The sequence below is a fragment of the Pseudoclavibacter sp. RFBI5 genome (genome assembly GCF_002931395.1).
GTDB lineage: Bacteria > Actinomycetota > Actinomycetes > Actinomycetales > Microbacteriaceae > Pseudoclavibacter.
This window is the reverse complement of sequence record NZ_PSYA01000010.1, coordinates 1,116,332-1,135,046: the sequence shown is the minus strand read 5'-3', so window position 1 is coordinate 1,135,046 and position 18,715 is coordinate 1,116,332. Positions and strand designations below refer to the sequence as shown.

Here is an 18,715-nt window from a genome sequence, read left to right as displayed (position 1 = left end):
CGATGTGTTCACCCGAGAGAGCTTACGTCATCGTAAATTAGACGCGCCATTGACTTACGAAAGTGAAAGTGGCTGAATCGGTGCATGACCGACGAATCGCGCCCCGCCTACGAGGCCGCCCCCGACCGGTACGAGCGGATGCGCTACAGCCGTTCCGGGAGGAGCGGGCTGAAGCTCCCAGAGCTCTCCCTCGGCCTCTGGCACAACTTCGGGCGGGAGCGGCCCCTCGAGACGCAGCGGGCGATCCTGCGCCGGGCGTTCGACCTCGGCATCACCCATTTCGACCTGGCGAACAACTACGGCCCGCCGCCCGGCTCGGCCGAGGAGAACTTCGGCCGGATCTTCGCGCAGGACCTCGCCGCCCACCGCGACGAGATCCTCGTCTCCTCGAAGGCGGGCTACGCCATGTGGTCGGGGCCATACGGAGAGTGGGGGTCACGCAAGAGCGTGCTCGCCTCGCTCGACCAGTCGCTCGGCCGCCTGGGCCTCGACTACGTCGACATCTTCTACTCGCACCGATTCGACCCGGAGACGCCGCTCGAGGAGACGATGGGGGCACTCGCCACGGCGGTCGACTCCGGACGGGCCCTCTACGTCGGCGTCTCGAACTACGACCCCGCCCAGACGCGCGAGGCGGCGCGCCTCCTCGCGGGCCACGGCATCCCGCTCACCATCCACCAGCCCAGGTACTCGATGTTCGACCGCCACATCGAGCGGGGCCTGCTGCCCGTGCTGGATGAGGTCGGGGCCGGCGGGATCGTGTTCTCGCCGCTTGCGCAGGGGCTCCTCACCGACCGCTACCTCGGTGGTGACGTGCCGGAGACCTCGCGGGCCGCGACGTCCAGGTTCCTGTCTGCCGATGGAATCGACGCCGAGTACCTCGCCCGGGCCCGCGCGCTGAACGACATCGCGGCGGGGCGCGGGCAGACGCTGGCGCAGCTCGCGCTGAGCTGGGTGCTCCGGCACCCGCAGGTGACGAGCGCGCTCATCGGCGCGTCGAGCGTCGGGCAGCTCGAGCAGAACGTGGCCGCGCTGGAAGCGCCGGCGCTGACCGAGGCCGAGCTCGCCGCGATCGAGCCCTTCGCCGTGGATGGCTCCGTCTAGCGTCTGGCCGAACGCCGGGGCTCGCTTCAGCTGGCGTCGGCTGTCGTCCCGAAGAGCTCGCGTGCGAGCTTCGCGATGACACGGACCTTGGCGCTCGGCTTGACTTCGGAGAGGCGCACGAAGCAGACGTCGAGGGGCGCGACCTTCTCGGCGATCGGCACCGAGACGAGTTCGCCTCCGTCGTAGGTCTGCGGCATCTCCGGGCGGTGGTTGAGGATCGAGAACCCGTGCCCGCGCGCGACGAGCGAGCGAACGGTCTCGTAGCTCCTCGAGCTGTAGCGCACGGCGGGGTGCACGCCCGCGTCGGCCAGCATGCCGAGGAAGTAGTCGCGCGAGTGGGCGATGTCGAGGAGGATCAGGTCCTCCTCGGCGAGCTCCGCCAGCTTGATCCGCTTCCGCTGCGCGAGGTGATGGTCGACGGGCAGGATGATGTGCGGCGGCGACGCGTACAGGTGGTCGAACGTGAGGTCGTGCACCGCCCCGAAGTCGTAGGCGATCGCCCCCTCCACCGAGCCGTTGAGGAGGAGCTCGACCGTGCCGTCGACATCGGCCTCGATGATCTCGATCTGCAGCTCGGGGTGCTCCTCCTTGACTCGGGAGATGAGCCTGGGGAGCACGAAGGGGGCCAGCGTGACGAAGCAGGCGAGGCGCAGGGTCCCGCGCACGGAGGTGTGGTGACCGCGCACGTTGTCGGCGACCTCGTCGACCTGGGCGAGGAGCGGCTGTGCGTCGCGGAGCAGCTGCGTGCCAGCATCCGTCAGCGCGAGTCCCTTGCTGCGCTGGCGGATGAAGAGCTGCACGCCGAGCGACCGCTCGAGCTGGGCGATGGCCGTCGAGACGGCGGACTGCGCGACGTGCAGGTCGAGGGACGCCTCGGTCATCGACTGCTTGGTCGCGGCGGCGACGAAGTACTGCAGCTGGGTGAGGGTCATGTCGAAGCGGCTGGATCTGGCCATGCACGGATGGTATCTCGACTGATGATGTGAGCGACGCTGCAGTTCACTAATTCTGATGCCGTTCTGGGAGGCCGAGAAGCCCTCGTGCCCCGACATTCCCGGCGACGGCGGACCCACATCAAGAGATTCGATGGACTGCCTCGGCAACGCATATTTGCCGCCACTTCCGCGGTGGGGTTTGGTGGGAGTCACTCGGGGCGGACGACGTGGCCGCCCAGCGATCAGGTGCTTCCGGCTTCGGCCGGGGTGTGGCTCGCGAGCGAGTTTCTTCGCCAGCATGGAGGTTCGTATGTCGTTCCAGGAGACGGAAGTGCTCGTCGTGGGTGCCGGCCAGGCCGGAGTCGCGATGAGCGAGCACCTGACGAGACGTGGGGTGCCGCACCTCGTGATCGAGCGGGAGCGTGTCGCCGAGCGGTGGCGGACGGGCCGCTGGGATTCGCTGGTCGCCAACGGGCCGGCCTGGCACGACCGGTTCCCGTCGATGGAGATCGAGGGCGTCGCGCCTGACGCGTTCGCGACCAAGGACCAGATGGCCGACTACTTCGAGCAGTACGCGGAGCGCTTCGGCGCCCCGGTCCGCTGCGGAGTCGAGGTCACCGAGGTGCGCAGGCGCGAGGGCGTTCCCGGCTTCCACGTGCAGACGAGCGAGGGCCAGATCGATGCGCGCTACGTCGTGGCCGCCACTGGGCCATTCCAGCGCCCCGTCTTCCCGGCGATCGTGCCGGCCGAGACCGGCATCGAGCAGCTCCACTCGAGCGCGTACCGCAACCCGGAGCAGCTGGCAGACGGCGCGGTCCTCGTGGTCGGCGCAGGCTCCTCCGGCGTGCAGATCGCCGATGAGCTGCGCCGCTCCGGCCGGGAGGTCTTCCTCTCCGTCGGCCCCCACGACCGCCCGCCGCGCGCCTACCGGGATCGCGACTTCGTCTGGTGGCTGGGCGTGCTCGGCAAGTGGGAGGCCTCGGCGCCGCCTCGCGGGGCGGAGCACGTGACGATCGCCGTCAGCGGCGCGAGAGGCGGGCACACGGTCGACTTCCGTGCGCTCGCGGCGAGCGGCATCACGCTCGTCGGTCGCACGAACAGCTGCGAGGGCGGGGTCGTCAGCTTCGGGCCGGACCTGGCGAAGAACATCGCCGACGGCGACGCCAACTACCTGTCCGTCCTCGACGAGGCGGATGCGTTCATCGCGCGCAACGGGATGGACCTCCCTGAGGAGCCGGAAGCGCGCGTCTTCGGGCCCATTCCGGAGTGCGTCGAGCATCCGCTCGAGCAGCTCGACCTGGCTGAGGCCGGCATCACCTCGATCATCTGGGCGACCGGCTTCGCCGTCGACTACAGCTGGCTGCCGGTCGAGGCCGTGGACGAGCGCGGTCGCCCCAAGCAGCAGCGTGGCGTCTCGACGGAACCCGGCATCTACTTCCTGGGCCTGCCCTGGCAGTCCCGGCGCGGCTCGAGCTTCATCTGGGGCGTCTGGCACGACGCGAGCTACGTCGCCGACCAGATCATGATCCAGCGCGGCTACGCCGACTACCGCACGGAACCGAGCACGAGCAGCACCCCCGTCCCCGCCTCGATCGGAGCTTCGCGATGACCACGCACACCCGCATCCGCCCCTTCAACACGAAGGTGACCTATCCCGAGCAGAACCTCGACAACGATCTCTGTCAGGCGGTCGTGGCCGGCGGAGTCGTCTACCTGCGCGGGCAGATCGGCCAGGACCTGGAGTCGCGCGAGTCCGTCGGGATCGGCGATGTCGAGGCGCAGGCAGAGAAGGCGATGGCGAACATCGCCATGCTGCTCGACGAGGCAGGCTCGTCGCTCGACGACATCGTGAAGGTGACCGTCTACATCATCGACCCGCGCTACCGGGAGCCCGTCTATCGCGTCATGGGGCGGTGGCTGAAGGGTGTGCATCCCGTGTCGACCGGCATCGTGGTGAGCGCCCTCGCGCGCCCCGAGTGGCTCGTCGAGATCGACGCGACGGCCGTCATCAGCACGCCGGCGGACGGGGATGCCCAGTGACGTTCTCCATCGTGGCCAGAGACGAGACGGGAGCCCTCGGCTCCGCGATCTGCTCGTCGTCGCCTGCAGTGGCCGCGCGGTGCACGCACCTTGCAGATGGCGTTGGTGCCGTCAACTCGCAGAACGTGACCGACCCGAGGCTCGGACCGATCCTGCTCGAGGCGCTGCGCACGGGCGCGTCGGCTCAGGAGGCGCTCGACACCGTCACCGCGCAGACGGAGCACATCGAGTACCGGCAGCTGCTGGTCGTGGATGCGGCTGGTAGGTCGGCCGTCTACTCGGGCGGCCGGGCGCTCGGCATCTTCGGCGACCGCCAGGGCCAGGGGGTCGCCGCGGGCGGAAACATGCTCGCAGCGGCCACGATTCCAGACCTCATGGTGGCCGCCTTCAGCAGCGCCGAGGGCGAGCTGGAGGAGCGGCTGCTCGCTGGGTTGCGGGCGGCCATCGCGGCCGGCGGCGAGGCTGGGCCGGTGCACTCGGCGGGGCTCTCCGTGGTTCGGGCCGCTGGCTGGCGGGTGACCGACCTTCGGGTCGACTGGACGGACGCCAATCCTGTCGCCGAGCTCAGTGACCTCCTCGAGGTCTGGCTGCCGCAGCGCGACGACTACGTCTCCCGCGGCATCGACCCGACGGCGGCTCCTTCCTATGGGGTGCCCGGAGATGAGTGACCTCCGCATCGAGGACGCCAAGCGCCGCGCAGATGAGCGCGTCTCGGAGGCGGCGCCGTCGCTCATCGCGCTCTCCGAGCGACTGCACGCCAACCCGGAGACCGCGTGGCAGGAGCACCAGGCTGCCGCGTGGGTCGCGACGGCGCTGGAGGATGCGGGCTTCGCGGTGCAGCGCGCCTACCTCGGCTTCGCGACGGCCATCCTCGCCGAGTACGGCACGGGGCCGCTCAAGATCGGCATCATGGCCGAGTACGACGCCCTCCCGGGACTCGGGCACGCGTGCGGCCACAACCTGATCGCGGCCTCCGCAGTCGGGGCGGGCCTCGCGCTCCTCCCGCTCGCCGAGGAGCTCGGCGTGACGGTGCGCGTCTACGGGACACCCGCGGAAGAGGGCGGCGGAGGAAAGATCGAGCTCATCGAGGCCGGAGCGTTCGCCGACCTCGACCTCGCGATCATGGTGCATCCTGCCCCCGTCGACGTCGCCGAGGCGAGGCCGTTCGCGGTCTCCCACAGCCACATCACCTACGAGGGGGTTTCGGCGCACGCCGCGGCGTATCCGGACGAGGGCGTCAACGCGAACGACGCGTTCCTCATCGCGCAGCTCGCGCTCGGGCTGCTCCGACAGCAGCTGCCCGCCGACACGCGCGTCCACGGTATCCAGACCGTCGGCGGGTTCGCGCCGAACGCGATCCCCGAGCACACGGAGGGGCGCTGGTACGTGCGCGCCAACACGCTCGAGGAGCTGCACCGGCTCGAGGAGCGCGTGAACCGCTGCTTCGAGGCGGGGGCGCTGGCGAGCGGCAGCACGCTGCGCATCGAGCCGGAGAGCAAGCCATACGCGGAGTTCCGGACCGACGAGCAGGCGCTGGCGGCGTACACGGCCAACGCGATCGCCCGCGGGCGGGTCTTCGCCGACCCGTCGACCGCCGGTCGCATGAACCGCGCCTCCACCGACATGGGCAACGTCTCGCAGCTCGTCCCCGCGATCCACCCGTACATCGGCGTCGACTCGCTGCCCTTCGCCAATCACCAGAAGGAGTTCGCAGCGGCCTGCGTCGGGCCCGCCGCCGAGCGTGCGCTGGTGGATGCGTCGGTGCTGATCGCCTGGACGGTCATCGATGTCGCGTCCGCCGCAGCATCCGCGTCCCGCTCGGACGGCCTCGGCGAGGGCTGACGCCCCGCCTCGCTCATGAGCACCATGGTGAGGGGCATCCCGCGGACCGCGGGGCAACGACCGGGAGCCTCCTGGTGGGTGCACCACGCGGTCATGCTCGTCGCGATGATCCCGTGCCTCGTGAGTGCGCACGAGCCGATGCTGCACGTCGGGGGAGCGGTGCTGATCTACCTGCTCTGCATGGCGACCGCCCGTCGATGCCGGAGGGACGGCCAGCACCTGCCGGCCCTCGTGGACGAGCTGGCCATGCTCGCGCTGCTCGTGGCCGGCTTCCTCGCGGGCCACGCCGGCGAGGCGACCATGGCGTCGTCGCACCACGGGGGCCAGGGGAGCGTGCAGCTCGCGCACCTCATCGCCGCCGCGACGGCGTTCGCCTGGCTGACGGCACGCGGGCTGCTGTGGCGAGACCTCGCCATGGGTCCGCGGCTCGGGCAGGTGTCGTTCGCCGTCAACGCGACGATGGTGGCCTGGATGCTCGTGGCGACGCTCGCCGGGTGAGCCTGCCTGCGACAACGTCGGCATCGAAGATGCAGATGCAGTAGATCGAAATCGTGTGCTTGGTAGATGTGCCGACGTGACGCAGTGTGGATGCACCACCGACAGCGATGTCGCTCGGCCACGCGCGGGTCGACGACACCGCTGAGCATTCCAGAGCACGACCCGAGTGCCCCCGACGAATGGAGACGCAGATGGAAGAGCCCACCTCGATCGACTGGCACGCCCGCGCCCAGTCCCTCACGCCAGATGGGCGCCTCTTCATCGACGGCGTCCGCGCCCACGCGTCGGACGGCGCCGTCGTCTCCAGCATCAACCCCGCGACGGCCCAGGCGTTCGCCGCAGTCGCCGCCGGGACCACGCAGGACACCGAGCGAGCCGTCGCGACGGCCAGGGCCTCGTTCGAGGCCGGCACGTGGAGCGGCCTCGCCGCCGCCGACCGGGGCCTGATCATGCAGCGCTGGGCGGACCTCGTCGAGCTCCGCGCCGAGGAGTTCGCCCTCCTCGAGACCCTCGACATGGGCAAGCCGATCGGGCAGTCCATGACCGTGGATGTTCCCGGGTCCGTCGCGACCATCCGCTGGTACGCGGAACTCGCCGACAAGCTCGGCGACGAGGTGCCATCGACGCCCCCTGGCTCGACTGCCGTCGTCTCGCGCGTGCCGCTCGGCGTCGTCGCCGCCATCACGCCGTGGAACTACCCCATGGAGATCGCCTGCTGGAAGATCGCGCCCGCGCTCGCGGTCGGGAACAGCGTCGTCCTGAAGCCGGCCTCCGAGTCGTCGCTGACCGCGCTCCTGCTGGCGGAGCTCGCCGTCGAGGCAGGGGTGCCCGCCGGTGTCCTGAACGTCGTCACGGGCTCCGGCCGCGTGGTCGGCGAAGCCCTCGCACGGCACCGTGGCGTCGACGCCCTGACTTTCACCGGATCCACTGCGGTCTCGAAGCGACTGCTCGTGGCGTCCGGCGAAAGCAACATGAAGCGCCTCTCGCTCGAAGCTGGCGGCAAGAGCGCGAACCTCGTGTTCGCCGACGTCGAGTCGGTCGAGCTCGCCGCCGAGAAGGCGGCCTTCGGCGCCTTCTACAACCAGGGCGAGGTGTGCTCGGCGAACTCCCGCATCTACGTGCAGCGCCCCGTGCTCGACGCCTTCATCTCCGCCTTCCAGCTCGCCGCCAGGTCCTACGCTCCCGGGGATCCCCTCGACTGGTCGACCGGCGGCGGCGCGCTCGTGAACGAGTCCCATACGGACGACATCGAGCGTGCCGTGGATGCTGGACGCTCCGCTGGCGACATCCTCTTCGGCGGCGAGCGCATCGAGCGCGGAGCGTCGCGGGCGTTCTACGCGCCCACCGCGGTGGCAGGCCTCGACGCGAAGCACCCGCTGGTCGTCGACGAGCTCTTCGGGCCCGTCGCCACCATCATCGCCTTCGACGACGAGGACGACGCCGTCCGCCAGGCGAACGACTCCGCCTACGGCCTCGCGGCCTCGGTCTGGACCTCGAACTTCGCCAGGGCGCACCGTGTCGCCGACCGGCTCGTCGCAGGAACCGTCTCGGTCAACACCGTCGACGCGCTCGGCCTCACGACGCCGTTCGGCGGCTTCCGCGAGTCCGGGTTCGGGCGCGACCTGTCCCGCCACGCGATCGACAACTACGTCGGCCTCAAGACCACCTGGTTCCAGCACGGCTGAACCGCGTGCCGCACCCCGACCGCGCAACGGTCGAGTGGTGCTTCCGATCTCCGACGGGGAGAGTCCCCGTCGTTCCGCGCGAGGAGGCGCTCATGACCACAACAGAACCCCTGCACACCACGGGTCAGCGGGTGTCGCACCTCGACGAGGTCCGGCATCCGCTCGACCCGCTCACCGCCACCGAGATCGAGCGCGGCCGTTCCATCCTCGAGGCCGAAGGGCTCCTCACCGAGCAGAGCCGGTTCCCGAGCGTCATGCCCGTCGAGCCGGACAAGGAGTTCGTCCGCGGCTTCACCGAGGGCGGCCCGCTGCGCCGCCGCGTCGAGTACGTCGTGCTCGAGACGGACACGGGCGTCTCCACCGAATACGTCGTCGACCTGGACGCCGGCGTCATCTCATCCCGTGACGTGGTGGCAAGCGGGGAGTTCCCCTACGGGCAGCCCGCCTACCTCTTCGAGGAGTACGACCGTGCGATGGAGATCGCCAAGTCGAGCGAGGAATGGCAGGCCGCGATGCGCCGCCGCGGCCTCGAGGATCGCATCGAAGACGCGTTCTGCTCGCCGCTGGCCCCCGGCTACTTCGGCTACGAGGACGAGATCGGGCGAAGGATGATCCGCTCCCTCACCTTCCTTCGCGACCACCCGGACGACGTCGCCTGGGCGCACCCCGTCGAGGGCCTGCTCGTGACGATCGACCTCACGACCGGGAAGGTCGTGAGCGTCTTCGACGAGGGCGACGTCGTCACCGCGGCGACCTCAGGGCGCTACGACGACGAGCACGTGGGGCCTGCGCGATCCACGCTCAAGCCCATCGAGATCACGCAGCCGGAAGGCCCGAGCTTCGCCGTCGACGGCTCCCTCGTCGACTGGGAGGGGTGGCAGTTCCGCGTCGGCTTCAACGCGCGGGAAGGGCTCGTCCTCAACCAGCTCAGCTTCCTCGACGGCGAGGAGCGCCGACCGATCATGTACCGCGGCTCCGTTCCCGAGATGATCGTGCCCTACGGCGACACCTCCCGGAACCGGTACTGGATCAGCTACTTCGACGCCGGCGAGTACTACCTCGGCAAGAGCGCCAACTCGCTTGCGCTCGGCTGCGACTGCCTCGGCGTCATCCACTACTTCGACGGCATGAGCCACGACGACCACGGACACGCCATGCGCGTGCCCCAGGCGATCTGCATGCACGAGGAGGACGCGTCGATCCTCTACAAGCACACCGAGTTCGGCTACGGAACGGATGTGCGTCGGCAGCGGCGCCTCGTCATCTCCTACATCGCCACGGTCGGCAATTACGACTACGGCTTCTACTGGCACCTGTACCTCGACGGCACCATCGAGGTCGAGGCGAAGGCGACCGGGCTCGTGTTCAACGGCTCGGGAGTGCCAGGGGCGTCCGAGGCGCACCGGCTGGAGATCGCGCCGGGGCTGTTCGCGCCGGTGCACCAGCACATCTTCTGCGCGCGGCTCGACATGGAAGTCGACGGACCGGACAACTACGTCGACAGGTCGGAGGTGCGACGCATCCCGATGGGGGAGCAGAACCCCTACGGCAACGCCTTCACGTGGGCTCGCGAGCGGATCGAGACCGAGGGCGGCTTCGACGATGACCGCTCGGTGCGACGGACCTGGCACATCGGGTCGAACGCGCGCCGCAACGCGATCGGCAAGTCGACCGAGTACGAGCTGCTCGGCGAAGGGTGGCCGACGCTGCTCGCCGACCCCGAGTCGAGCGTCTACCAGCGAGCGACCTTCGCCGCCCACAACACGTGGGTCACGAAGTACCACGAGGACGAGCGGTGGCCGGCCGGCAAGTACCCGAACCAGCACGCGGGCGGCGCGGGGCTTCCCGCGTATGTCGACGATGCCGAGTCCGTCGTCGGTGGAGACATCGTCGTCTGGCACTCCTTCGGTCCAACGCACCTGCCGCGCCCGGAGGACTTCCCGATCATGCCCGTCGACATCTACCGCCTCCAGCTGAAGCCGTACGGCTTCTTCGACCGCAACCCGGCGCTGGATGTGCCCGACTGGGCGACACGAGGGGCTGGCTCCTGCTGCTCGCACAGTGCGGAGCGCAGGTACGGTCGCATGCCCGCCGAGTAGGCCAGGAACGACTCGAAGGTGCGCCGCGCGGAGATCCGCGCGGCGCACCTTCGCGTGTGGGCCGAGAGCCGGGGCCGACGCCGAGAGCCGGGGCCGACGCCGAGGGTCGGGGCGGACGCCGAGAAGCGGCGCTGACACCGAGAAGCGGCGCGGACACCGAGAATAGGGCCCGGAGCGAGTGCACTCGCTCCGGGCCCGATGCCCTTCTCCGTGCGGGGCTAGCCCTTGGCGACGGCCCCTGGAGCGGTGGAGTCCACCGCGACGGGCGCGCTCACGAGGTCGCCATCGTCCCGCTTCGTCACCTTGACGAGCACCAGGTAGGCGACCGCGCTGACGACGAAGCCGACGATCCACGCGACATCCACGTTCCCGAGGGGAGCCGCGAGCGGGCCCGTGTAGAACGCGGAGATCATGAACGGTGCCTGCGCGAGAAGGCCGAGCGCGTAGGTGCCGAGGCCGACGGCGTTCCAGCGACCGTAGCGTCCGCCGTCGCGCTGGAAGAGCTCATCGACGGCGTACTCGCCCTTTCGGACGATGAAGTAGTCGACGAGGTTGATGGCGGACCAGGGGATGAGCACGTAGAGCAGCAGCGCGACGAACCCCTGGAAGACGACCATGAAGTCGGAGTCGCCGGCCATCGCGCCCAGCGTGGCGATGACGCCGCAGATGATCGTCGCCGTCACGCGGGTGCGGCTCGTGATCGTGATGCGGCTGAAGCTCGATTGCGCCGCGGTGAGCGCGCACATCACACCCGAGTACAGCTCGGCGGCGTTGATGACGGCGGCGGTCAGGCCGAAGATCAGCAGCACGACGATGCCGACGGGACCGAGCAGCTCGGCGAGCGCACCGAGCGGGTTCTCCGGGTTGGCGGCGCCGAGCAGCACGCCGAGGACCATGACGAACACGCTGCTCAGGACGAGCCCGAGGTAGGTCGCCCAGAAGGCAGCCGCGGGGCCCGTCTTCTTGGGGAGGTACCGGGAGTAGTCGGAGACGTAGGGAGCGTAGGCGAGCTGCCAGACGATGCCGATGGCGAGCATCCCGAAGAAGCCCTCCGTCGTGAAGCCGGCCTCGGCGCGCTGCGAGGTGACCGCCGGGTTCATGAGCAGCCCGACCATCGCGACGATGACGGCGACCGCGATGAGGGTCGAGAGCACCTTCATGATCTTCTGCAGCAGGTCGTAGCCGACGATCGCGATGACGATGCCGACGACGGCCAGCACGGGGATGGTCAGCGAGCCGGGGAGCCAGGGGAAGACGGCGACGAGGCTGTCCTTCGCGACCACGAGGATGCTCGCGAAGAAGCCGAGGAACATGAGCAGCGCGATGGCCGCCAGGAGGCTGCCGCCCAGGTAGCCGAACTGCGCACGGGCCTGGAGCATCTGCGGGATCCCGAGGTGCGGGCCCTGGGAGGCGTGGAGGGCCGCGCCGAACGCGCCGATGAGGTTGCCCGTCAGGATGGCGACGATGCTCCAGCCGATCGAGAGGCCGAATCCGCCGCTGGCGAGTGCCCCGGTGACGACGGTGAGGGGCAGCATGTTGATGCCGACCCAGATCGCGAAGAGCGACCAGACGGATCCGGTCCGCTCGTTCTCGGGGATGGGAAGGATGTGTCTGGTCTCGAATTGGACCACGGATGTTGCGGGTGTTTCGGGCATGGCGAACTCCAGGGGTCGGCGTCGTTGCCGCGTCGCAGTCCTGGCCTCAGATCTGGCGGAAGGAGTGCGGTTGCGTGCTTCGAACCTAGCCGCGCGGCGGCCCTCGGTGGATAGCGATTGGCGATCAGCCGCATCGCTTCGCGAGATGCGCCGCGGTGGCGGATCGCGGCGTTCATCGCGCGGCATCCACTGGGGGCCCAGGATGGAGCCCCGACGTTTCCCATTCGTTTCAGGAATGTTGAGGCGACTTTGCATCACGGAAAGCGATGCACGTCTTCAGGCTTTCGTATTTGCGTCGCCACGGTCGAAGCTCGGATGCTGGGAGCGAGCCCGAGTCGCAGACCGGCATCAACCGAGCGGAGTCGCACGTGAACGCAGAAGTCCAGCAGCTGTTCGACTACGTCGTCGTCGGCGGCGGAACAGCGGGGAGCATCGTCGCGTCGCGCTTGAGCGAGGACCCGAGCGTCACCGTCGCGCTCATCGAGGCTGGGCCCAGCGACGTCGACGAGCCGCGAGCCGGCAGCATCCGTCGCTGGGCCGAGATGCTCGAGGGCGAATACGACCTCGACTACCGCAGCGTGCCGCAGGCCCGCGGCAACTCGTTCATCCGTCAGGCCAGGCTGCGCATCCTCGGAGGCTGCTCGACCGCGAACACCATGATCAGCTGGCGTCCCCTGCGCGGCGACCTCGAGGAGTGGGCGGCGGCGGGAGTCGAGGGGTGGGGCTACGAGGAGGTGAGCCGGGCCTTCGACCGGATCGCTGCGCCGATGGTTCCGGTCGCGGATGCTGACCGCAATCCGTACATCCAGGATGCGGTGACCTCCGCCGCCGCGGCGCTCGACCTGCCGCAGCGACGCCAGTGGAATGCCGAGGAGTTCGTCGAGGGCGCTGGCTTCTTCGAGATCGGCTACTACCCGGAGAACAACGACCGAGCCTCGAGCTCGCGCGCCTACCTCCACGACAACCTCGACCGGCCGAACCTGACGGTCGTGCTGAGCTCCATCGTCGAGCGACTGACCATCGAGGGCGGCCGTGTCACGGGCGTCCTCGTGCGGCCCGAGCGCGGCGAAGCGCACCAGATCACGGCGCGGCGCGAGGTCGTCCTGAGCTGCGGTGCCATCGACACCCCGGCGCTCCTGCAGCGATCCGGAATCGGCCCAGCCGAGGTGCTGCGAGCTGCCGGCGTTGAGCCCATCCTCGACCTGGCCGGGGTCGGCGAGAACCTCCAGGATCACGCGGAGGGCCTCGTCGTCTGGGAGGCGAGCGGCGAGCGCTCCGAGGTGTGCGCGACGGGCTGGGATGCCGGCTACGTCGTGCGCGTCGACCCCGAGAGCGCAGTTCCCGACATCTCGACGCACATCCCGCTCCACTCCTGGACGGTGCACGCCGAGCGGTTCGGCGCGGACATCCCGGCCAACAACGTGTCGCTCGCGCCGAACGTCGCGAAGCCGCGCAGTCGCGGACGCGTGTGGATTACGTCCCCGTCGCCCGACGTGGCCCCGTCCATCGACTACGGGTACTTCACCGATGCGGACGGCCGCGACGAGACCATGCTCGTCGAGGGTGCCAAGCTCGCGCGCCGAGTCGCCCAGCAGGAGCCGTTCGCCTCGCACCTCGTGCGGGAGGTGTTCCCCGGCCCCGACGTCGTGTCCGACGAGGAGCTCTCCGAAGTGCTCCGCGCGACGCACCAGACCGTCTACCACGTGTCCTGCACGGCACGGATGGGCGCGGCGGGGGATGCGCTCGCGGTGGTCGACTCGAGGCTGCGCGTGCACGGCATCGAGGGCCTGCGCATCGCCGACGCGTCGGTCTTCCCCACGATCCCGGCGCTGAACCCGGTCGGCACGGTCATGACGGTTGCGGAGCGCGCCGTCGACTTCATCCGCGAGGACGCCGGGGCGCGCTGAGCTTTTCCCTGAGTGTTCGCCGAGAGGCTCGAGAACTTTGTGACGCAATGGCGGTGGACCACGTCTCCCTTGTAACGCCCCACAGCGGTGCACCGGCACCAGGGCTCGAAACCAAGGAGAGCATCCCATGACGAACGTCACCCCCAACGCTTCCGCCACCCCCAGCACCGTGGCAGCGCCGAAGACGGACTCGGCCTCGAAGAGCGTCGTGACGTCCGGCCACGCGGGCACTGAGCTCGCCTCCACCCACGGCACGACGACCGTCGTGGACAGCGTCGTCGCCCGTGTCGCCGGCATCGCCGCCCGCGAAGCCCGTGGGGTCTACGACCTCGGTGGCGGTGCGGCCCGCGCGATCGGCGCCATCCGCAACGCGCTCAACGCGAGCGACCAGAGCCAGGGCGTGAGCGTCGAGGTCGGCGAGAAGCAGGTCGCCGTCGACATCACGATCGTCGCCGAGTACCCGGTCTCGCTGCAGGATGTCGCAGACGGCGTCCGCGCCGACGTGATCCGCGCCGTCGAGTCGATCGTCGGCCTCGAGGTCACCGAGGTGAACGTCACCATCAACGACGTGCACCTGCCGAGCGACGACAACCAGGAAGAGCCCGCAGAAGCGCGCGTCCAGTAGTCAGCAGCACGAAGCCAGCGCGCCTCCAAGCGGGTGCCTGGCCTCGGAACCCATCACCTCAGCCGGCCTGGCCGCCGATCGGCGGCCAGGCCGCGCCAGTTAACACACCCCGAAAGCGAGTCACCCATGTTCCTGCGAATCGTCACCTTCGTGCTCGGAATCGTCGTCAAGAAGCGCAGCGCCAAGAAGAAGCGCCAGCAGCAGGCGGACGCCCGCGCCAAGCACACCGCGAAGTCCAAGAAGTCCGGCAAGTCCAAGCACGGTGCCCGCTCGAAGCGGAGCTCGAGCAGCCGCGGCCGTCGACGCTGATCCTGCGTCCGTGCATAAAGCCCGCCCGTTCCCGTGGCCGAGCCCGGCCGCCGTCGCAGAGGCCGTCGCGGTCGCCGCTCGGTCGGTCCACGCCTGAGGACGCCATCGGCTGAAGGCCAGAACTCAGGCCTTCGGCCGATGTGCTCGGCCAGTCCGAGCGGAAGACTCATCTGGTCGGCGCGTGGTGCGCCGCAGGAGAGGCGTGAGTGAAGAAGTTCGTGAAGAGGGCACTGCTCGGGGTTGCGGCGGTATGCACGGTGGTTGCGCTCGCGTTGGTTTCGACGACGGTCGTGCACGCGGTGGCGTCTGGGATCGAGAGCGGCCGGATCGAGCAGTACGGGCAGAAGGTCGACGTCGACGGTCGCCAGATGAACGTCCTCGTCGCGGGCGACGCCGCCGACACGATCGTGCTGCTCCCCGGCTCCGGCACGGCGTCCCCGGTCCTCGACTTCCAGCCCCTGGTCGACGACCTGGCGCGGGATCACCGCGTCATCGTCGTCGAGCCGTTCGGCTACGGGCTCAGCGATGGCACGGATCGAGAGCGCACGACGGAGAACGTCGTCGCGGAGGTGCACGCGGCGCTGCAGGAGCTCGGCGTCGATCGCTACATCCTCATGGGCCACTCCATCGCCGGCATCTACGGGCTCGAGTTCGCCGAGCGCTACCCCGACGAGGTGACGGCGTTCGTGGGGATCGACACCAGCGTCCCCGGTCAGCCGGGCATGGACGAGGAGTTCCCGACGGGCCTCTTCGCAGCGGTCAGGAACCTCGGCCTCATGCGACTCATCACCGCCATCGGGGGAGTCGGCTACGACGAGCCCGTCTACACCGATGAAGCTCGCGAGCAGATCACGCTCATCAGCAACCGGAACTCGCTCAGCCCGACCTACCTCGACGAGATGGACCACTTCGGGAGCAACTTCGGGAACGCGCTCGGCACGAGCTTCCCGGAGCAGCTGCCGCTCCTCCTCTTCGTGGAGGCCGACAACGCGAACAACGGCGACTGGATGGGCCTCCACGAGCGGCAGGCCGCCGAGGTCAGCGACGGCACGGTCATGCCCGTGGATGGGGAGCACTACCTCCACCACACGCACGCCGCCGAGATCGCGCAGGACTTCCGGGAGTGGCAGCTGGCGCGTTCCCTCTGAGGGTTCTCGCTTGCCGGTGGATGCATCGGCGGCTGGTTGTCGACGTGCGAGGAAGTAGTGTCAGTCGGCGGGGCGGCACCATGGTCCGCGGCTGATCGCTCAGCTGCCGTGGAAGCCCCACCGACATCCGACGTGCTAGGAGGGCAGCCATGGCCTTGATCGACAATGGGATCTACGTGAAGGGGCGTCGCTGCTTCACCCCGGTGACGCTCGATGAGACGTTCGAGAAGCTGCGCGAGCACGCTGGCATGGCCTGGATCGGCCTCTTCCAGCCGAGCAACGAGGAGCTCGACGCGGTCGCCAAGGAGTTCGATCTGCATCCGCTCGCCGTCGAGGATGCACGGGTCGGGCACCAGCGACCGAAGATCGAACGCTACGGCAGCACCCTCTTCGTGGTGCTCCGACCCGCCTGGTACGTCGATGCCACCGAGACGGTGCACTTCGGCGAGATCCACCTGTTCGTCGGCCCCGAGTTCGTCGTCACGGTCAGGCACGCGGCACGCCCGGAGCTGGGAGACGTCCGGCACCGGATGGAGCAGAGTCCCGCCCTCCTGAGCCTCGGCCCCGAGGCTGTCCTCTACTCGGTGCTCGACCAGGTCGTCGACGGATACGCCCCCGTGACCGCCGGCCTCGAGAACGACATCGACGAGATCGAGGATCAGCTCTTCGCGGGCGACGAACGCGTCACGCGCCGCATCTACGAGCTCCTCGGCGAGGTCATCAACTTCCAGCGGGCGACGAGTCCGCTGCGAACCATCCTCGAAGCGCTCCTGCGGGGCGCCGAGAAGTACAACACCAGCGAGGAGCTCCGCGCCCGCTACCGAGACGTCCTCGACCATTCGCTGCGCATCGCGGAGCGCGCCGACTCCTTCCGAGTGCTGTTGGAGAACGCCCTGACCGTGCACAGCACGTTGGTCACGCAGCAGCAGAACGAGGCCATGCGGGAACTCTCGGAGGCTAGCCTCGCGCAGAGCGAGGAGACGAAGAAGCTCTCCGAGCAGAGCATCGCCCAGAACGAGGAGATCAAGAAGATCACCAGCTGGGCGGCGATCCTCTTCGCCCCGAGCCTCGTCGGCACGGTCTACGGCATGAACTTCACGAACATGCCGGAGCTCGAGGCCGAATGGGGGTACCCGCTCGCGCTCTTCGGGATGCTAGCGCTCGGCGTCGTCCTCTGGTCGGTCTTCAAATGGAAGAAGTGGCTCTAGGCCGTGTCCGACGAGGTGTCGCCGACCGCCGGTGAGCTCACCGGCCTGCGTGCGCCTCGATGAGGCCGAGACGCACGAACGCCGCGTGGAGTCCGTCCTCGTCCACCGCCCCGGTGACGAGGTCGGCGGCAGCCTTGGCCTCGGCGGTCCCGTTGCCCATCGCGACGCCAACGCCGCACGCGACCAGCATCTCGAGGTCGTTGCCGCTGTCTCCGACGGCGATCGTGTCCTCCATGCCGAGGCCGAGCACGGGGAGCAGGGCCTCGATCGCCGCCGCCTTGTGGACGCCGCGCATCGAGATCTCGCCCCCGCCGTTGCCGAGGCCCGGCATGGTGCCGCCGACGATCGCGTACGCGCTCCCGAGTCGGGCCTGCACTCGATCGAAGGAGGCCTCGTCGTCGCTGCTGAACACGACCTTGGCGGTCTGGTCGAACTTCATCGGGCCGGAGTCGACGACGTGGTGCCGCAGGCCCGAGTTCTCGATGTCCGTGTAGCCGAACCCCGTGAGCAGGCGCCGCATGCGCGAACGGTGCCCCTCGGTCGTGTGCATCCCGTGTCGCCCCTGCAGGCTGTAGTCGATGCCGAGATCGTCCAGCTCCGCGGCCAGCGAGCGGGCGTCCGCCTCGTCCAGGTGCAGGTCCACGAGCCAGGTGCCCGCGTGCTGCACGTAGGCGCCCGCGCCCGCGACCATGCCGTCGAAGCCGATCTCCTCCACTCGGGGGTCGATCTCGAGCGGGCTCCGGCCGGTCGCGAGGAAGACGAGGTGACCCCTGGACTGGGCCGCGTGGATGGCCGCCGCCGCTGAGGGTGGCACGTTGCCGAGCCCGTCCGTCAGTGTTCCGTCGATGTCGAGGAACACGGCCCGCCGAGAAGTGGTGCTGATCGTCACCTGACTATTGTCCAGCCTGACGGGCCGAGCGCGCGACACCGGCCACGGCCGAGGTCGGCAGGTTGTCCTTCGGGAGTGGCTGGCCCGCCTCGACGGCCGCCGCCCAGTCCCCGCTCGCCGCGACCGCCGCGAGATTGGACTGCAGGAGCGCCATCAGGGTGGAGTGCACGGTCTTCGCCGACGCGAAACCGGCGCTGTTCGCGAGGTTGATCGCGCCGGTCGCGTCGGAGAGCACCTCAACATCGATGCCGAGTTCCTCAGCAGCCACAGCAGACGCGATGATGCAGTTGTTGGTCATGTAGCCGACGAACGTCACCGTGTCGACGTCGGCCGCCCGCAGCCAGGCGAGCAGCTGGGTCTCGGCGAAGACCGAGCTGAAGCGCTTCGTGATCGCCTTCCATTCGGGCCGCCGTCGTGCCTCGACGTCGGGGTGCAGCGCGAACTCCGGCATCGTCGGGTTGAACACGGGAGCCTGATCTCCGGACGAGTGCTGGACGACGGCGATCGGAATGCCCGCCGCCTCCGCGGCGTCGATCGTCGCCGTGATGCGAGGAAGCGAATCAGCGTGGGGCGGGTGATGGATCTCGAGGGGCCCGGAGAAGTACTGCAGCTGGACGTCGACGAGGACAAGTGCTCTGCGAGGGGAGGTCATGATCTGCGCTCCTATTGGGGTGCGGGGTGTGGGTTGGAGCGGCGGCGCGTCGCCCGCATCCATCATCTGCCTTCGCTGCGAGGGAGGCTATTGGCAGAAAAACCTCTCTACGATGGAAA

17 protein-coding genes are annotated in these 18,715 nt (G+C 69.2%); 13 read left to right on the top strand and 4 right to left on the bottom strand.

Annotated elements, in window-relative coordinates:
• Positions 1-84 precede the first annotated feature (84 nt).
• A complete protein-coding gene (locus C5E06_RS12200) occupies positions 85-1,104 on the top strand; it encodes an aldo/keto reductase (RefSeq protein ID WP_104241683.1) in 1,020 nt (339 codons plus the stop codon).
• Between the two features lie 26 nt (positions 1,105-1,130).
• On the opposite strand, the gene C5E06_RS12195 is transcribed toward C5E06_RS12200, so the two are convergent.
• The gene (locus C5E06_RS12195; protein WP_228496611.1) at positions 1,131-2,060 is read right to left on the bottom strand and encodes a LysR substrate-binding domain-containing protein; all 930 of its coding nucleotides are present in this window, start codon (positions 2,058-2,060) and stop codon (positions 1,131-1,133) included.
• 289 nt (positions 2,061-2,349) lie between these two features.
• Between C5E06_RS12195 and C5E06_RS12190 the strand changes: the two genes are divergently transcribed.
• The 7 genes from C5E06_RS12190 to C5E06_RS12160 all read left to right on the top strand — a co-directional run bounded on the left by C5E06_RS12190 (position 2,350) and on the right by C5E06_RS12160 (position 10,203).
• Complete coding sequence (locus tag C5E06_RS12190) at positions 2,350-3,648, top strand: NAD(P)/FAD-dependent oxidoreductase (RefSeq protein ID WP_104307001.1); 1,299 nt, start codon at positions 2,350-2,352, stop codon at positions 3,646-3,648.
• Entirely contained in the window at positions 3,645-4,079 is a 435-nt protein-coding gene (locus tag C5E06_RS12185; RefSeq protein ID WP_104241681.1) for a RidA family protein, read from the top strand. Before C5E06_RS12190 ends, C5E06_RS12185 begins: the two co-directional genes overlap by 4 nt.
• On the top strand, positions 4,076-4,747 hold the full coding sequence (locus tag C5E06_RS12180; RefSeq protein ID WP_104307000.1) for a DUF1028 domain-containing protein: 672 nt from the start codon (positions 4,076-4,078) through the stop codon (positions 4,745-4,747). Before C5E06_RS12185 ends, C5E06_RS12180 begins: the two co-directional genes overlap by 4 nt.
• Positions 4,740-5,921 (top strand): M20 family metallopeptidase, encoded by a 1,182-nt coding sequence (locus tag C5E06_RS12175; protein WP_104306999.1) that lies wholly within the window; start codon positions 4,740-4,742, stop codon positions 5,919-5,921. Before C5E06_RS12180 ends, C5E06_RS12175 begins: the two co-directional genes overlap by 8 nt.
• A 15-nt stretch (positions 5,922-5,936) precedes the next feature.
• Positions 5,937-6,419, top strand: a complete 483-nt coding sequence (locus C5E06_RS12170; RefSeq protein WP_146081380.1) for a hypothetical protein — start codon at positions 5,937-5,939, stop codon at positions 6,417-6,419.
• Between the two features lie 191 nt (positions 6,420-6,610).
• Positions 6,611-8,104, top strand: a complete 1,494-nt coding sequence (locus C5E06_RS12165; protein ID WP_104306998.1) for an aldehyde dehydrogenase family protein — start codon at positions 6,611-6,613, stop codon at positions 8,102-8,104.
• A 92-nt stretch (positions 8,105-8,196) separates the two neighbouring features.
• Positions 8,197-10,203, top strand: coding sequence for a primary-amine oxidase (locus C5E06_RS12160; RefSeq protein WP_104306997.1), 2,007 nt, complete (start codon positions 8,197-8,199; stop codon positions 10,201-10,203).
• A 218-nt stretch (positions 10,204-10,421) separates the two neighbouring features.
• Here the strand turns inward: C5E06_RS12160 and C5E06_RS12155 are convergent, their stop codons facing one another.
• Positions 10,422-11,858 carry a cytosine permease gene (locus C5E06_RS12155; RefSeq protein ID WP_104306996.1) on the bottom strand — a complete coding sequence of 479 codons (1,437 nt, stop codon included), beginning with the start codon at positions 11,856-11,858 and terminating at the stop codon, positions 10,422-10,424.
• 368 nt (positions 11,859-12,226) lie between these two features.
• On the opposite strand from C5E06_RS12155, the gene C5E06_RS12150 reads away from it, so the two are divergent.
• From C5E06_RS12150 to C5E06_RS12130, 5 genes are all read left to right on the top strand, one after another.
• Positions 12,227-13,765, top strand: a complete 1,539-nt coding sequence (locus tag C5E06_RS12150; protein ID WP_219820201.1) for a GMC family oxidoreductase — start codon at positions 12,227-12,229, stop codon at positions 13,763-13,765.
• Between the two features lie 127 nt (positions 13,766-13,892).
• Positions 13,893-14,390, top strand: coding sequence for an Asp23/Gls24 family envelope stress response protein (locus tag C5E06_RS12145; RefSeq protein ID WP_104306994.1), 498 nt, complete (start codon positions 13,893-13,895; stop codon positions 14,388-14,390).
• Positions 14,391-14,516: 126 nt separating this feature from the next.
• A complete protein-coding gene (locus C5E06_RS12140; RefSeq protein WP_104241672.1) occupies positions 14,517-14,699 on the top strand; it encodes a hypothetical protein in 183 nt (60 codons plus the stop codon).
• A 206-nt stretch (positions 14,700-14,905) separates the two neighbouring features.
• Positions 14,906-15,847: an alpha/beta hydrolase gene (locus tag C5E06_RS12135; RefSeq protein WP_104306993.1), complete on the top strand. Its 942-nt coding sequence runs from the start codon at positions 14,906-14,908 to the stop codon at positions 15,845-15,847.
• 149 nt (positions 15,848-15,996) lie between these two features.
• Positions 15,997-17,055: a magnesium and cobalt transport protein CorA gene (locus C5E06_RS12130; protein ID WP_104241670.1), complete on the top strand. Its 1,059-nt coding sequence runs from the start codon at positions 15,997-15,999 to the stop codon at positions 17,053-17,055.
• Positions 17,056-17,092: 37 nt separating this feature from the next.
• Here C5E06_RS12130 and C5E06_RS12125 read toward each other — a convergent pair whose 3' ends face one another.
• Both C5E06_RS12125 and C5E06_RS12120 read right to left on the bottom strand, forming a co-directional pair.
• Positions 17,093-17,944, bottom strand: coding sequence for a Cof-type HAD-IIB family hydrolase (locus tag C5E06_RS12125; RefSeq protein ID WP_181062966.1), 852 nt, complete (start codon positions 17,942-17,944; stop codon positions 17,093-17,095).
• Positions 17,945-17,948: 4 nt separating this feature from the next.
• On the bottom strand, positions 17,949-18,596 hold the full coding sequence (locus tag C5E06_RS12120) for an isochorismatase family protein (protein ID WP_104306991.1): 648 nt from the start codon (positions 18,594-18,596) through the stop codon (positions 17,949-17,951).
• Positions 18,597-18,715 lie beyond the last annotated feature (119 nt).